This window comes from Proteus mirabilis HI4320, assembly GCF_000069965.1.
Classification (GTDB): domain Bacteria; phylum Pseudomonadota; class Gammaproteobacteria; order Enterobacterales; family Enterobacteriaceae; genus Proteus; species Proteus mirabilis.
In genome coordinates this window covers 2,078,087-2,093,687 of sequence record NC_010554.1, presented here as the reverse complement: position 1 = coordinate 2,093,687, position 15,601 = coordinate 2,078,087, and the positions used below count along the sequence as shown (strand labels likewise).

The 15,601-nt window shown below is 36.4% G+C and carries 13 protein-coding genes; 7 read left to right on the top strand and 6 right to left on the bottom strand.

Features of this window, described 5'->3' with window-relative positions:
• Positions 1-73: 73 nt before the first annotated feature.
• The 4 genes from PMI_RS09585 to PMI_RS09570 all read left to right on the top strand — a co-directional run bounded on the left by PMI_RS09585 (position 74) and on the right by PMI_RS09570 (position 5,354).
• Entirely contained in the window at positions 74-2,113 is a 2,040-nt protein-coding gene (locus PMI_RS09585) for an IreA family TonB-dependent siderophore receptor (protein WP_004243977.1), read from the top strand.
• A 110-nt stretch (positions 2,114-2,223) separates the two neighbouring features.
• Positions 2,224-3,051, top strand: coding sequence for an alpha/beta hydrolase (locus tag PMI_RS09580; RefSeq protein ID WP_232504887.1), 828 nt, complete (start codon positions 2,224-2,226; stop codon positions 3,049-3,051).
• Between the two features lie 358 nt (positions 3,052-3,409).
• On the top strand, positions 3,410-4,576 hold the full coding sequence (locus PMI_RS09575; RefSeq protein WP_012368167.1) for an MFS transporter: 1,167 nt from the start codon (positions 3,410-3,412) through the stop codon (positions 4,574-4,576).
• A 124-nt stretch (positions 4,577-4,700) separates the two neighbouring features.
• Positions 4,701-5,354: a DUF1287 domain-containing protein gene (locus PMI_RS09570; protein ID WP_036895441.1), complete on the top strand. Its 654-nt coding sequence runs from the start codon at positions 4,701-4,703 to the stop codon at positions 5,352-5,354.
• A gap of 467 nt (positions 5,355-5,821) precedes the next feature.
• On the opposite strand, the gene PMI_RS09565 is transcribed toward PMI_RS09570, so the two are convergent.
• Together PMI_RS09565 and PMI_RS09560 are read right to left on the bottom strand one after the other, a co-directional pair.
• The gene (locus tag PMI_RS09565; protein ID WP_004243972.1) at positions 5,822-6,205 is read right to left on the bottom strand and encodes a YkgJ family cysteine cluster protein; all 384 of its coding nucleotides are present in this window, start codon (positions 6,203-6,205) and stop codon (positions 5,822-5,824) included.
• A gap of 387 nt (positions 6,206-6,592) precedes the next feature.
• Positions 6,593-6,937, bottom strand: coding sequence for a DMT family protein (locus tag PMI_RS09560; RefSeq protein ID WP_004248496.1), 345 nt, complete (start codon positions 6,935-6,937; stop codon positions 6,593-6,595).
• A gap of 456 nt (positions 6,938-7,393) precedes the next feature.
• On the opposite strand from PMI_RS09560, the gene umoC reads away from it, so the two are divergent.
• Positions 7,394-7,807, top strand: coding sequence for a flagellar biogenesis regulator UmoC (umoC, locus tag PMI_RS09555; protein ID WP_012368164.1), 414 nt, complete (start codon positions 7,394-7,396; stop codon positions 7,805-7,807).
• Positions 7,808-7,913: 106 nt separating this feature from the next.
• Here the strand turns inward: umoC and PMI_RS09550 are convergent, their stop codons facing one another.
• The 4 genes from PMI_RS09550 to PMI_RS09535 all read right to left on the bottom strand — a co-directional run bounded on the left by PMI_RS09550 (position 7,914) and on the right by PMI_RS09535 (position 12,434).
• Positions 7,914-8,618 (bottom strand): LutC/YkgG family protein, encoded by a 705-nt coding sequence (locus PMI_RS09550; protein ID WP_004250409.1) that lies wholly within the window; start codon positions 8,616-8,618, stop codon positions 7,914-7,916.
• Between the two features lies 1 nt (position 8,619).
• Positions 8,620-10,041, bottom strand: coding sequence for a LutB/LldF family L-lactate oxidation iron-sulfur protein (locus PMI_RS09545; protein WP_004243964.1), 1,422 nt, complete (start codon positions 10,039-10,041; stop codon positions 8,620-8,622).
• A 10-nt stretch (positions 10,042-10,051) separates the two neighbouring features.
• Positions 10,052-10,771, bottom strand: a complete 720-nt coding sequence (locus PMI_RS09540) for a (Fe-S)-binding protein (protein WP_004250412.1) — start codon at positions 10,769-10,771, stop codon at positions 10,052-10,054.
• Between the two features lie 136 nt (positions 10,772-10,907).
• A complete protein-coding gene (locus PMI_RS09535; RefSeq protein WP_004243961.1) occupies positions 10,908-12,434 on the bottom strand; it encodes an L-lactate permease in 1,527 nt (508 codons plus the stop codon).
• Between the two features lie 1,977 nt (positions 12,435-14,411).
• Between PMI_RS09535 and PMI_RS09530 the strand changes: the two genes are divergently transcribed.
• Positions 14,412-14,990 (top strand): NAD(P)H-dependent oxidoreductase, encoded by a 579-nt coding sequence (locus PMI_RS09530; RefSeq protein WP_012368163.1) that lies wholly within the window; start codon positions 14,412-14,414, stop codon positions 14,988-14,990.
• 28 nt (positions 14,991-15,018) lie between these two features.
• Entirely contained in the window at positions 15,019-15,597 is a 579-nt protein-coding gene (locus PMI_RS09525) for a histidine phosphatase family protein (RefSeq protein WP_012368162.1), read from the top strand.
• Positions 15,598-15,601: the final 4 nt, after the last annotated feature.

The following is a 15,601-nucleotide window of genomic DNA, read 5'->3' as shown; positions in this document are numbered from 1 at the left end:
TCACAGTCAATTGATTAAGATAATATTAATCATTCTCATTACTATAACCATTATTTGACTTCAGGGATTTGTTATGAAATTTAAAATAAGTGCTTTAACAGCCTGTATTTTAATGACTTCTTATTCACTACATGCACAAGAAGATAAAGTAGAACGATTAGTTGTATCAGCCTCAGGGTTTGCACAGCAACAAACAGATGCACCCGCTAGCATTACGGTAATCAACAAAGAACAATTAGAGAAAAAACCGATACACGATCTTGCTGATGCCGTAAAAGGGGTTGAAGGCGTCAGTGTGAATGGTAATGCAAATAAACAAGAAATTACTATTCGTGGCTTACCCGGAGAATACACACTGATTTTGGTTGATGGCAGACGTCAAAATAGTCGTGAATCACGCCCTAATGGGAGTGGTGGATATGAAGGTGGATTTATTCCTCCTGCGGATGCCATTGAACGGATCGAGGTAATACGTGGGCCAATGTCATCACTTTATGGCTCAGATGCGATGGGCGGTGTGATTAATATTATTACTAAGCCTGTTACTAAAGAGTGGCATGGTGCAGTTTCCATGGGGGGAACATTGCAACATAACCGTGACGCGGGAGATTCTATCAATGGTGATTTTTATCTTTCAGGCCCATTAATTGAAGATAAATTAGGTTTACAACTTTATGGTAGTAGCTACTTACGTGCAGAAGATAAAATTACGTATGGGCAAGGGCGTAACGATAATAAAAATATTACGGCCAAATTAGCCTTTACTCCTACAGATAACCAAACCATTTTATTAGAAGCTGGGCGCAATTCGCTACAACGCACGACAACACCGGGTAAATCGATGAGCGAATTTACCAATCGTGGTGGACGTCTTGATAAAAACAAAATGTTAGAAACGAATAATGACCGTAACCATTGGGCATTAACTTATAAAAATCAGTTTGATATTTTGCACTCTGAGTTAAGTGTTTATCAAGAGCAAACCAAGCGTGTTCAAAAGACGGAAGGTGTAGATAAAGCGACAGGAAATAGCTACAAATATTATGAAGATCGCCGCCCTGAAATCACTAATACTGTTTTCGATGCTAAATTTACCGCATTCCTTCCTGATAATGTGATGACTTTTGGTGGTCAATACCAATATGCACGTTTAAAAGACGAATCTTCAGTCGGTGGTAAAGAGGTCAAACAATCTACGATCACCGCTGATCAAAAAGCGTTATTTTTAGAAGATGAATTTAGTGTCACAGATAATTTAGCCCTAACTGGGGGAATACGTCTTGATGATCATGAATACTATGGTAAGCACTGGAACCCAAGAGCATACGCGGTTTACCATTTAACCGACGAATTTACCATCAAAGGAGGGATTGCTAAGGCCTTTAAAGCCCCGAGTTTACGAGAAATTAGCCCTCAATATGGTACATCAACGGAAAAAGGGCGAGCGATTATGTATGGTAATCGTGACTTAAAACCTGAAACTTCGGTTAGCCAAGAAATTGGTGTTGGTTATGACAATGGTGATGGTTTTACCGCCAATGTGACCTTCTTTAATACAGAATTTAAAGATAAGCTTACCAACTACGATACGGGTGAAATCGATCCTATTACCGGATTAAAACTGTACCAATATGATAATGTGGGTAAAGCTAATATTAAAGGGATTGAAACCGCGGTTGCATTCCCTGTCGCTGATAATTGGCGAGTAAGTGCTAATTACACTTATATCAACTCTAAGCGTAAAAGTGATGACGAAAAATTAGGCTCTGGTGAATCATTAAAAGGTTATCCATTGGATATGACACCAAAACATAGCGCCAATGCGCGTGTTGATTGGCAATACGATGAAGCTACCAGTTTCTATGCCAATACTGCCTATACTGGTAAGCAAATTTGGGCGGCTCAACGAAATGGTTATACTGGCGCTCGTTATCGTAGTGGTTATACAACCTTTGATTTAGGAATGACCTATAACTTTAATAAAAATACCATGCTAAATTTAGCCGTATTGAATATTACTGATGAAACGGGTCCTGCGGTCAACGATAAAGGGGGGAACTGGGTCGTTGATGAAGGCCGTCGTTATTGGGCAAATATCAAATATAGTTTTTAATCTATCTCAATAAAGGTAAGCCTCATTTATTATGGGGCTTACTGCCATCATTTGATAATAACTTACAGAGTATCTGATTGATGAGAATACTAATGTTATGTGGAATGATAATGTTATCTTCTATTGTGCAAGCAAGACCTAATCAACAAGTTCCTCAACTCACACCACAAGTATCAACCTATTATCACATTATGGAAAAAGAGGTTGAGCATCAAGGAAAGCAGTATCGCTTTTTTCTTGCGATCCCCAAAAATACGCCTAAGACAACAGTGCTGTATAGTGTTGATGGAAATGCACAATTTCCACTTATTGTGAATGAAGCACTAGCGCAAGCGAAAAAGCCATTGCCTGTTATTGCAAGCCTAGGCTATGTAGGTGAAAAGGCCTATTTTATAGCGGAAAGAACTCACGACTATACCCCAAGAGTACATGGCGAAGCCTTTGCCAAAGGCGGTAATGTTGAACAGTTTTATCAGTTTATGGTAAGCCAATTAAAACCCTATGTACTAGCACAGACGGCACAAGAAAACATCACTATTACTGAGCAATCACTGTTTGGACACTCCTTTGGTGGCGTGTTTACGCTATATGTATTATTTAATCATCCAGACGCTTTTCAACGCTATATTGCCGCTAGCACATCTCTTTGGTGGGGAAAAGGTGAGTGGATCACTCAAGATAAATGGCAACAGATCCCCAATAATGTTGCGGTGACAATTACATTAGGTGAATTAGAAGAAACCCCTGATTTTTCTCAAATGAGCGAAGAGCAACGCTTGCGCTATCAAACGCGTAGTAGCTGGCTTACTCCTCGACAACTCTGTGATTATCTTACTGATGCCGGCAAAACATGCCAATTTTACCTCTTTACGGGGAAAGGACATGGCAGTTCAATCCCTGATGCAATCAAAACCGCTTTAGAACAAAGTACAGAATAAGCGTTGTTATTAACGGCTGTTTTATTTAATAAAATAGCCGCTATTCTGCTCTGTGCGCTGTTATCACAAAGACTATAGATTATTCTCAATTTTAAAAAATAATTTGCGTCAAGGACTACTTTTTTACCGTGAAAGGACGATAATAACGGATAGGATAAATAAAATTACTCGCTAGCATTAGATTTTATAATTTTATTTATTTTTAGTAACGAGCTATATTCACGCACCCCTAACTTAGGGACGCCACCCACTGTTTTCATCACTATTGCTTTCATCTTTTCTAGATGAAAGGAGTGCCAATGTCTGGCTTCGAGAAAACAGCGCATGATTAACCGTTTTGATTGTGGAGACGAGGGTAGTGAAACAGAACACTACTTTGGTACGCAAAGGTGACAGTACATTAGTACCTGTCGCGGGTTTAACGGTATTTGCTATCGCATCAGGCTATTTAATGAGTTTAATTCCACTATCTATGGATAGTTTTGGTATTGATACTTTTTATGCTAGCTGGTTAGCAAGCATTTACTTTATTGGATTACTCATAGGTTCAGTGATGATCGAACCTATTATTGCAAAAATAGGGCATAGGCTCTCTTTTGTGCTGTTTTTATTGTTGTTAGCATTCACCGTGAGTATTTTGCCACTGTTACCTTATTTATCGGTATGGCTAGTATCTCGCTTTTTCGGTGGTATGGCGGTTGCGGGTATCTTTGTTGTAGTCGAATCATGGTTATTAATTGGTGATAATCCTAAAGAGCGAGCTAAACGCTTGGGCTTTTATATGACATCACTTTATGGTGGCACAACATTAGGTCAGCTTGCTATTGGTGCCATTGGTACGCAAGGGGCAATTCCTTTTATTGCGGTATTGGCATTGCTATTAATTGCAGTGTTACCTCCTTTGTTTTTTAAACAAGGACAACCCCAATGCCACGAGCATAAAAGTTTGTCACTTAAACAGATTAGCCGGCTGAATAAAGCTTCTTTAGTAGGCTGTATGGTTTCTGGCGTTGTGATGGGGAGTATTTATGGCATGATGCCATTGGCTTTAAATCAAGGGCAATTTAACACCGACCAAATTGGGGTGTTGATGGCAGCAATTATTTTAGGTGGTATGGTTGTTCAGCCTATTATTAGCAAATTGTCGGTGATGATGAGTAAAACCCTATTATTAGCCATGATGTGCTTAGTTGGGGTATTTGCGATGGGCATGACTTATCTGTCTAATGACTATGTGGTGTTAATTATTGCATTAGCTTTATTAGGAATGTCATCTTTTGCACTTTATCCTATTGCTATCACATTAGCTTGTGATCATGTTAATGCGAGCTATATTGTGGCAATTACTCAGGTGATGCTATTAAGTTACAGCGTGGGTTCAGCAATGGGGCCATTAGGCGCTGGTATGTTTATGTCACAAGCAAGTAACGGCATTATGAACTTTTTCTTTGTCGTGTTATTAGTGACAGCTGTATATATGTTATTTGCCAGTTTACGACGCAAAAGCCATATTGTGCTTAACTAATTGCGTTAAACACTTTCATTCTTTGATATCAACCGAGTTGCTTTTAAGAGTAACTCGGTTTTTTTTATTGATGCGTCATGGTTAATTAAGATCCTTCTCATATTTTTACCCCACTATTTAGCAAATGATAAAGTCATTAAATAAAGATGATTTTAATTATCATCGATTGATACAACATGGAAATAATTCTTTGAAAATATTCATATTTAGCTTTATCTCTCTGATTATCTTACCCATTTCTGTTTCCCAAGCGATAACACCGACACAAAATAAACAGCTGGTGGCTTATGCAACGGATCTACCTAGAGCCGTTATTTATGATCCAGCCTACCGTAAAATTAATTATCCTAATGGTGATGTGCCTGCTCATTATGGGGTGTGTAGTGATGTGATTATTCGTAGTTACCGAGGAATTGGCATTGATTTACAAAAATTGTTACATGAAGATATCAAAGCCAATTTTGCACTTTACCCAAGTAAACGTATCTGGGGACTTAGTCGACCTGATACTAATATTGATCACCGCAGAGTACCCAATTTGGAAGTTTTTTTCTCGCGCAAGGGAAAGGTGAAACCTATTAGCAAAGAGGCGTCAGACTACTTGCCTGGTGATATTGTTAGCTGGCGCTTAGATAATGGACGTCCTCATATTGGTCTCGTCATAGACAAGAAAAGCAGTGATAATCAGCGCTATTTAGTGATGCATAATATTGGTTTTGGACAAGTCGCTGAAGATGTTTTATTTTCGTGGAAAATAACCGGTCATTACAGTTATTAAAATTAGATTTAAATAGAATATAAAAATATTTACTAATAACGAGTAATAGCAAAATAAAAAGAAAGTTAATTAATATAATATTAATAGACGCCCATACTAAAAATAATTATTTTGGTATGGGCGTCTATTTCTGGGGGAGAATATTTTCATCAGAAATATTCATAATTAGTCCTCTAAGCCACCGAGTAACATACTGACAACGGCAACGGAACAAATAAGGGAAAGGAAAAGAATGAAAAATGAGCTACTGATCATAGTGACCTCCTAATTTATTGCTATTTTTAAATAAAAAACCTCACTAAATACACGTTATTAATTGATTACTCTCTATACTAGATGATTTATAAATAAAGTCAAACTAACCTATTATTTTATAATGCTATTTTTAGTGAAAATTCTTTATTTTGTGCAAAGAAGTGCAAAATTGTGATCAAAGAGACTCAGGAGGGGCTAGCCCCTCTGATGTTCTACGCAGAATGCGGTAGAGAAATATTAGGAAGAGGAGGAAGCCCAAAAGCGGCTCTTGCCCGATCGCAAGCTTCATTTTTTACGCCATTAGCCCAAGATTGTTCAAACTCACGGCAAGGGGATGGTCTCTGTTCATAAATTGCACAACTCACGCATTCACCAACTTCACCAATCAATTTTTCACAGCGTGGTTGTTTCTCATTAGTTCCTTTCATACATGATAGAAAAGGGGTTAAGGGTTCGGTAAATTCGTCAGGAACAACACCACCACCACTTTTCATTTCAGCCCAATAGAAAGAGACTCTAAAATAGGCGCAACATGCACCACAATGCATACAGGGATTATCCTGCATATAAATAAAATCGTTAGAATGTTTGCTCATACCAGATACCGTTTTATCTGACCTTAAAGTAATATAAGAAGTTTTTGAAAATCGTTTTCACTTAAGAGAAGCAACAAAGAAAGAAAGAGAAACAATGCCTCTCTTAGCTAGCTATTATGCGCTGAATGAAAATATTTTTTCAAGAGCAATATTTGCTTTTTGTAGTCAAATTTCTACTAATGCAGTGCATAATATGGGATGTGGTAATTTATTGAATGATATAACTTAATCTTGCTATGAATTACTGGTTAGTACTTAATAATAGCAATCAATTATTTTGATTGTTTTTTGTTCGACTGATACGAGGCTCTACAAAACAAAAAACCTCATTTCGAAATGAGGTTTTGAAAATTTTCATTTATTTTATCAGCAGCTATTTTTTATTCTTTAAAATGGCCCCTTAAAAATAAATAGCGCACCCGCACCAATTAAAATAAAACCGATAAAGTGGTTAAGTGTGAAACTTTCACCTAAATAAGTCACCGAAAAAACAGCAAAAATGGTTAGTGTGATGACTTCTTGAATGGTTTTTAATTCGGCTGCGCTGTAATAGTTGTGGCCGATACGGTTTGCAGGAACTGCAAAACAGTATTCAACAAAAGCGATTAACCAACTGAGTAAGATCACTATAATTAACGGCTTGTTACCGTACTTTAAATGGCCATACCAAGCAAAAGTCATAAAGATATTGGAAATTATCAGCAGAATAATGGGGGTAAATTTATACAACATATTTGTCATACCACCAGAGGTTTTAAAGGGTGAAAGTAGCAAAAAATCAGCGATGAGATTACTGCAAAACGCTTTGTTTGGCTATTGACATCAAGTAAAAAAAGTCTATTTTTTTGCTTCTATTGCTAAAAATAGAACTTCGGAGGATCAAAAAAAATTGACTTAAATCGAGAAAAAAACACTAAACCTGATGTTTTGTATATTATCCTCTCAATAGATAAATATAACGCTTACTAAGATTATTATTAAAACACTTTTTTTATAAAAAATACTAATAAAATAGATAGATTTAAAGACTTATTAATTATAGTTTTACTTCTTATTAAGATTTATTTTCTACACTTAATGCGACATATCCTAAATTTGTGTTTTCGCACTAATAGATGTGGTGTTAATTCTTTAATACCTTATATTTGACAGTCAAATTTAGTAAAAAATTTATTATTGGGAGCCAACGTGAAGATAGGTACGCTTTTAATTTCTTACAGTTTACTCACAATGAGTTTGATCTCTTTTTCCTCCTTTGCTCAAGTAAATCACGATCCCCTGACCAAATGTTATGAGTTGTCAACAGATGCAAGCCAAACAACCATTAAAGCTTGTCTATTAGATGAACTAAGATTATCTGAAGAGCAGTTGAATGTTATCTATAATAAAAGCAAAGGCGACCTTGAAGATAGTGACTCTATCGCGGCTAAAAGTGCTATTGATGCATTAGTCAGTTCACAAGAGCAGTTTATTCTTTTTAGAAGTAGTGAATGCCAACGTCAATCTGCTTTAATGATGGGGGGCAATGGTGCTGATGAAGTACTGCTGGCTTGTGAAATAAAATTAAATCAATGGCGAGCTAAATTATTACTCACTAATTAAGCCATAAATACAAAACACCTGTATAAAAGGTGTTTTGTATTTGGGTCAATCCGTTGACCATGACGTTAAGTTATTTGGTTATCGTTTTTATATTGTTTCGTTTAAACTAACAATCTTCAATAATAAGATAAGCGGCATGAACTGGACCATGAACTCCCCATACTTTGATTAATTCAATATCAGCCGTTGAGCTTGCACCACCAATTAAATTGATACATGAAGGCATTCTGATCCCATCTTGTGCCATTTTGTGTAAACGCTCTGCAAGTTGAGCCACTCGCGGTAAAATGTCACTTTTGCGTAAAATAACAATCGAGGTTTCAGGTAACAGGCTGACAGAACGCCCTTTTTCCGGAGAAGAAAACAGCACAATCCCGCCAGATTCTGTTAATCCCGCTTCCGCAAAGACAATCCCTATTTGAGAGCGCTCAGCATGAATAATATTTTCATGACCGAGTTTAGGATCCCAAATATAAGTTTCATATTTTTCACTAATAGCTTGTGTTACACCAAGTGCATTTAAGCGCTCATCACCACTTATTATCACTGAACCTTGACAATCATAGCTTTCACAAAGCGCTATTAAGCTATTTATCACTTGTTCTGGTTTAGTGATAACGCATCTTACTTGCTGGGTTTGTGCAAAATCAGTAAATTCTTTGCATAATTCATCTTGGGTTAAATTTGTTAAGCGTGTTTTAGCTAAATTATTAATAGGGGGATCTTGTGGTTTTGGCGTATGCGTCACCTCACGTCCTAATTTTTGAGCAATAGTTTGCAGAAACTCAGCACGATTTTGTTCGTTTAACATATTATTTTTTTCCTTCTGCTTTGTGGCGCTTAAACCAACTACGGAAACTATAACCATCGGGTTTTGGGAGATCACGTGATGCCATCCAATCATTGAGTACACTTATCTTGATTGGAGTTGAGCCATTTTTGATCATCAAGCCCGCCATCTTAGCCCCTACATTCATGCCAACTTTCCAAAGCGTGGGGTGCGCATTAATGTAATTAAACATACCGGTTACACGACGCTCAGCTTTTGGTGTTAAACCACTTTCCGCCATGACTCGACGATGTTTAAGGATCAATTGTGCTAAAGGGATTTTGACCGGACAGACCACATTACATGCATTGCATAATGAGCAGGCGTAAGGTAAGTCATGAAAATCTTTATAGCCTCCTAAGAGTGGCGAAATAACCGCACCGATAGGGCCGGGATAAATAGAGCCATAAGCATGACCACCGATATTACGATAAGCAGGACAGGTGTTTAGACAGGCTCCACAACGGATACAGCGTAGAATATCTTTAAATTGTGAGCCTAAAATTTCAGAGCGACCATTATCGACAATCACTAAATGAAATTCTTCAGGGCCATCAACATTACCCGCTTCACGAGGTCCAGTTACCCAAGTGTTATAACTGGTTAGGCGTGAGCCAACCGCACTACGACATAACATCGTGATCAGTGGATCGACTTCTTCAAAAGTAGGCGCAACACGTTCCATCCCCATAACGGCAATATGGGTTTTAGGTAATGTGGTCGTCATCCGTGCATTACCTTCGTTAGTTACTAAACAGACAGAGCCCGTTTCTGCAACCGCAAAGTTACAACCTGTGACTCCAATATCAGCAGAAAGAAAATCTTGTCGAATACGTTGCCTGATAAAAAGGGTCATATCTTCAGGGGTTTCACTACCTTGATAACCTAGTTTTTCATTTAGTACTTTACGTATTTGGTAGCGATCTTTATGGATCGCCGGCACAACAATATGAGAAGGGGGATCGTTATCCAGTTGCAGAATATATTCACCAAGGTCGGTTTCGATAATCTCAATACCTTCATTTTGTAAGGCTTTGTTCATACCGATTTCTTCGGTTACCATCGATTTTGATTTGACGATTTTCTTGGCATTTTTCTGTTTGGCAACGTTACAAATATAGCGTGTCGCATCTTCTGCTGTTTTGGCAAAATAGACATGACCGCCATTTTCAGTCACTTTTTCTGATAATTGATAAAGATAAGCGTCTAAGTTTTCAAGAACATGGTTACGGATTTGTTCTGCACGATCACGCCACGCTTCCCAATCACCTAACTCTTTTACCATTATTTGGCGATTGGCTCCAATGCGCTCTTGTGCCATAACAACGGCGTTACGCATAATGGTATCATTCATTTCATGCGCTAAGCGTGGTCTAAAATCGATATTACTGGTTTTAATAGACATTGCAGCCCCCTTATTGACTCATTAAAACTTGTGCAATATGCAGCACTTTGACAGGACGCTTTTCACGACTTAAACGGCCTTGAATATTAATTAAACAACTGGTATCTGCACCAATGACGTAATCAGGGCTGACTTCCATGATATGTTTTACTTTTTCAGTGACCATTTCACCGGAAATTTCTGACATTTTTACTGAGAAGGTGCCGCCAAAACCACAACAAGTTTCTGAATTGGCGAAAGGTAACATTTCGAGTCCTTCAACATGTTTTAATAAGGTTAAAGGTTCACTAACAACCCCTAACTTTCGCGTTAAACTACAAGAGGGATGATAAACCGCTTTACCCGCAAGGCGGGCGCCAACATCAACCACACCTAAGGTGTTGACGATAAAGCTGGTAAGATCAATTAAACGATCGGCCACACCTTGGGCTCGCTGCGCCCATTGAGGCTCATCGGCAAGATAGCTGGGATAGCCTTTAATCGCATAAGTGCATGAGCCTGCAGGGGAAATAATCGGATAATCATTAACTTCTAATGTCTCAATTAATGATTTCATTGCGGGTTTTGCATCATTAACATAACCGCTATTAAGTGCTGGCTGACCACAGCAACCCTGGCGCTCTTGAAATAATACTTCGCAACCTAATTTTTCGAGCAATAATACGGTATCTCGTGCCGAATCTGCTTTTAGCACATCACCAAGACAGGTTGCATAAAAATTAACTTTCATTCACCGAACTCCAAAACATCGCTCAGATGTTGTCATTTTTATTTAAGATAAAATTCTTATTGGTTATTTTTCTTTATTTTCGTTATGTCAAAGCGATAGGTGATAGCCAAGATAAGCCACCACTTATCTTGTATAGTTAATTCATTAGGTGATAAATAATGCCGATTTTGGCACCTAGGATGATGATATAGGCAATACAATATTTTAATGTTTCTCGCATAATGGCACTGCTTTGCCCATCCATTTTGGTCGCCGAAACGGCGATCGCGATGCTTTGTGGTGAAATCATCTTACCGCCAGTCGCCCCAGAGGTATTAGCCGCTGCGAGAATAAAGGGATCAACATGGAGTTTTGCCGCTGCACTGGTTTGAAGCTTGCCAAATAGTACGTTAGAGTTTGTATCGCTTCCGGTTACAAACGTTCCTAGTGCACCAATGACTGGGGCAATAAAGATAAATCCAGCGCCAGTAAAGTTAACTAATGTTTCCGCAATGCTACCAATCATGCCACTGAAATCCATTACCGTTGCCATCGCAACAATAGCCATAATGGCAATAATGGAGTTCTTTAATTGAATTGTGGTTTTTACTAATACAGAAAAGAGCGTTGAAAGGCTTGCACCTTGAATAGTGCCACCAACAAAACTCGCTAAAATAATCAATACCCCAGGCGTACTTAACCAAGCAATAGTTTGATATTCAGTTTGAGTATCACTTAATACAAAAGGAATTTTAGTTGCAATAGTTCCTACTGCGGTTTGGATTGTAGGGAATAGCGGAGAGCAGGCTAAGATAAAAATAAAAGTAAACAGATAGATAGAGCTAGCGACTAATAGCTCTTTAGCTGAGTGTTTTGTTGGCTGTTTACTTTTATCATGGCCTGTTTTCATGCGTTTAGCCAAGAAAATAACCACAATCAGACTGACTAGGCTTCCTGCAAAGGCAGGTAATTCCGCACCTAAATTAGCTGCGACAATATATTGAGGGATTAAGGTGCTGATCCCACACATTAAAGTAATAAAGCCGACACCTTTAATGGCTTTAATACCACCACCAGCAATAGCAACAATGACAAAAGGTAATAGAATATTGAATAAACCAAGTTGGATAATAATGGTTTTACTTAACACCAATACATCAAGGCCGGTATTTTGTGCCAAAATAGACACTGGAATACCAACGGCACCAAATGCGGTAGGTACCGTATTTGCGACTAGTGAAGCGACGGCTGCTTTAAAGGGATCAAAACCTAGTGCGATTAAAATACCGATAGGAATAGCAACTGCTGTACCATAACCTGCAACTGCTTCTAAAAAACCGCCAAAACACCAAGAGATAAGTAAAACTTGTACGCGTTTATCATCGCTGATCCCCGCTAATACGTCTTTTAATACCTCCATTCCCCCTGTTTTTAGCATTAGGTTATAGCTGTAAATAGCCGCCAGAATAACGATGATAATCGGCCATAACCCCTTTACCGCACCATAAAGTACAGATACAGAGGCAAATTGAAGGGTGTTATTCCAATGAAAAATAGCGAGAGCCACAGTGATAATTAGCGAAACGAGGACAGCGTGATGAACGGCCGATTTCATTTTTAAAATCATAAAAATCAGAACGGCTAAAGGAACAATTCCCAGTAAAAATGATAGATAGTCTGACATAATTATTTTTATCCTTAAGTTTGCAATTTTTTATCGTTTATCACTGCACCGGCAAACCTATTCATTCGTCATTTATGTTTTGTGTAGGGCACTTAGTTTGATGGTTTTCTATTTTGCTGAAACGATAAATCATAAAGAAAAAAAGATAGTTACCTAAAGAAACAATATAAGCATTCGTTACTTAAACTATTGTCAGGTTAGGTTGTGGGCTATTGTAGGAAAAATTTAGAAAGATGTAATAGAATAAAATCAATTGTGTGACAAATATAAAAAAAATCTATTTTTGTTACTAACTAGTTAGTATTTGTCTTGTTTTTTGACTTTTATCAATGTAATTAATTTATTGTTATTGTTATCAAGATGATTTTTGATAGTAAAAATAGAGTTTTTTATTACTTATACTGGTAACTTGTTCGATACATTAAAGCCTAACTTAGCTTTTTTCATTGGTATCCAGCTCATTCAATGTCTATAAAATCATAAATTTTTCTAATGTTTTTTGTCTGTGTTGTAAAAATCAGTTTTATAAACCAAAGTGCGTTACCATTTAATATATTCATTATTGATATTAATTATTTTTTATATTTTATCTTTCATTATAATTAATAAATAATAATGTTTTATTTTTAAATTTATATAGAGATTAATTCTTTTTATTTTTAATTTTAAAAGTTTTTTTATTTTAAGATTTTTTATTTATTTTTTTGTGGAAAATAAAGATGATAAAAAATAAACGCTAATTTATTTTATATTACTTTGTTCCAATAAATAAGAATATGATTAATGTTAGATATATTAGTCATTCAAAATTCATAAAGAAAAGATAATATTATACAAATTGTTTAGTTGACACTTTACTATCAGTGATGAAGTTCTTTTTTATGTTACATTATGATATTACTAGTATAATAGGTAAATTATTTGTATTACAAATCAGTGTGATAATTAATATTTAAACAAGTGATTAGATAAAAATGCTGTAAATATTGAACGGCTAGTAAATATAGCTAAAGTTAAAATAGTGATCGAGATCTGCTTTTTTGTTAATAAAAAATCGTCATATATACCAAAAAAAGGGATGTCTTATTATTACTCTCTATTTTTAATTGTGACTAAAACGACTATTGTTAGGGTATTAACAAAGAGGAAATAATACATACACTAGAAAATTGTCAGCATATCATTTTCACTCACTTATCTGTTTTTCCGCTTATTATTATTTCTTTGTTATCGGGTGTAAGTAGCGAAAATTTCTGCCACTTAACTATCAGGTTTATTCTGTTTTTGCTGCTTGTTTTTTCTACAGACTTTGACGCTTGTTTATTTGAAATCGCGTTAAGTACGATCGCTTACAAAGTCCGAGAGATTGAAAATAACGCCCATAAAAAGCAAGATCAGCTGATAAAAATCTTTATCGTTGATAAATAATCTCATAAGTTATGTTAGCAATGTTTTAGGATTTAACATTTGAGGTTATTTTATGCTCAGAGTGAAAAATAGCCATGTTGTTCATAAAAAGCATCTGTATGGTGATTGTGATTAGCAGTGTTGAACAGCGATTAAATCAAAAAGCGATTCATTATGAGTCGCAATTTCATACAATATTGAGATGTTTATGCTGACAAGGATCTTAAACAACAATCAGTAAGAGCATACTTTTTGATTTATAAATAAACTAGGAGTAAGTCACTAGTATCCACCAGCGTTATCGTTAATTAACTCAATTTAGGCAATAAAGTAGACAATAAACAATAGACTTTTGCGATAAAAGCAATAATCCACTTTATTGAAATACACAGTGATTAATGGCTGCTTTTTTAGCATTTTTAACTTATTGTTGGTTTATTCTGTTTCGATAAAAGTGATTAATACTGTAGTGTTTCTTTTTGGTGATTTTTTGCCCTGAAGTGCATCCGTTTATTTTCTGTTAAAATAGCTCATATTAAATATTTAGTAGTAAGAAAATTAGGAGTAAATATGAATATTCTACTTATTAACGGTGGACAAAAATTTGGGCATTCTGCAGGACAATTAAACCGTACATTACATGATATCGCTCTGGCACATTTGGCGACATTAGGGCATCAGGTAAAAGAAACACAAATTGAAGAAGGCTATGATATCAATGAAGAGATAGAGAAATTTATCTGGGCTGATACTATTATTTATCAGATGCCGGGCTGGTGGATGATGATGCCATGGAAAGTGAAAAAGTATATGGATGAAGTCTATACTTATGGTCACGGCAAACTATATGAAAACGATGGACGTACTCGTCATGATCCAAGCAAACAATATGGTAGCGGGGGATTGTTGCAAGGTAAGCAATATATGATCTCCGTGACTTGGAATGCCCCTATTGAAGCTTTCAATGAATTTGGTAATTTCTTTGATGGGCGAGGGGTTGATGGTGTCTATTTTGCTTTTCATAAATCACAACAATTTCTTGGTTTATCTCAGCTGCCTACTTTTATGACCAACAACGTCATTAAAGAGCCTAATATTGAGAAAGATATTGTAGAATATAAAGCACATCTAACCAAAATCTTTGGCTAAAAATCAAACGGCTCAAAAGGAGTGTTATATGCGCTATATCATTATCTTTTTGAGCCTCATTTTATATGGATTTAATCTTATGGCTTATTCAGAACAAACGCTGGTATTTATCCGTCATGGTGAAAAGCCTGATAATGATAGCGGACAATTAAGTTGTCAGGGATTAAATCGTGCGCTAGCACTACCTAATCGATTGATAACACAATTTGGTCAGCCTGATGCGTTATTTGCTGCAGCACCAAAACAAAATAAACTTGGAAATTCATTACGCTCTCTTCAAACTTTAACACCTCTTGCGGTGAAAACATCACTGCCAATCCATTTAAATTACCATGCCAAAGAGATAGACCCATTACGTAATAAACTGCTGAGTGAAGAATATCAGAATTCAGTCATTTTTATTGCTTGGGAGCATGATAATTTAGTTAAAGTAGTAAGGGATATTATGGCGCAATTTGGTGGTGATCCAAAAGCTATTCCTAAATGGGAAAGTGGTGATTTTGATAGTATCTATATATTAAAAATAATCAAAGAAGCAGATAAGAAAAAAGTGCTCTTTGAGCAACAGCATCAACAGCTAAATGATGTGCCTAAACAGTGTCCTTAGGCTG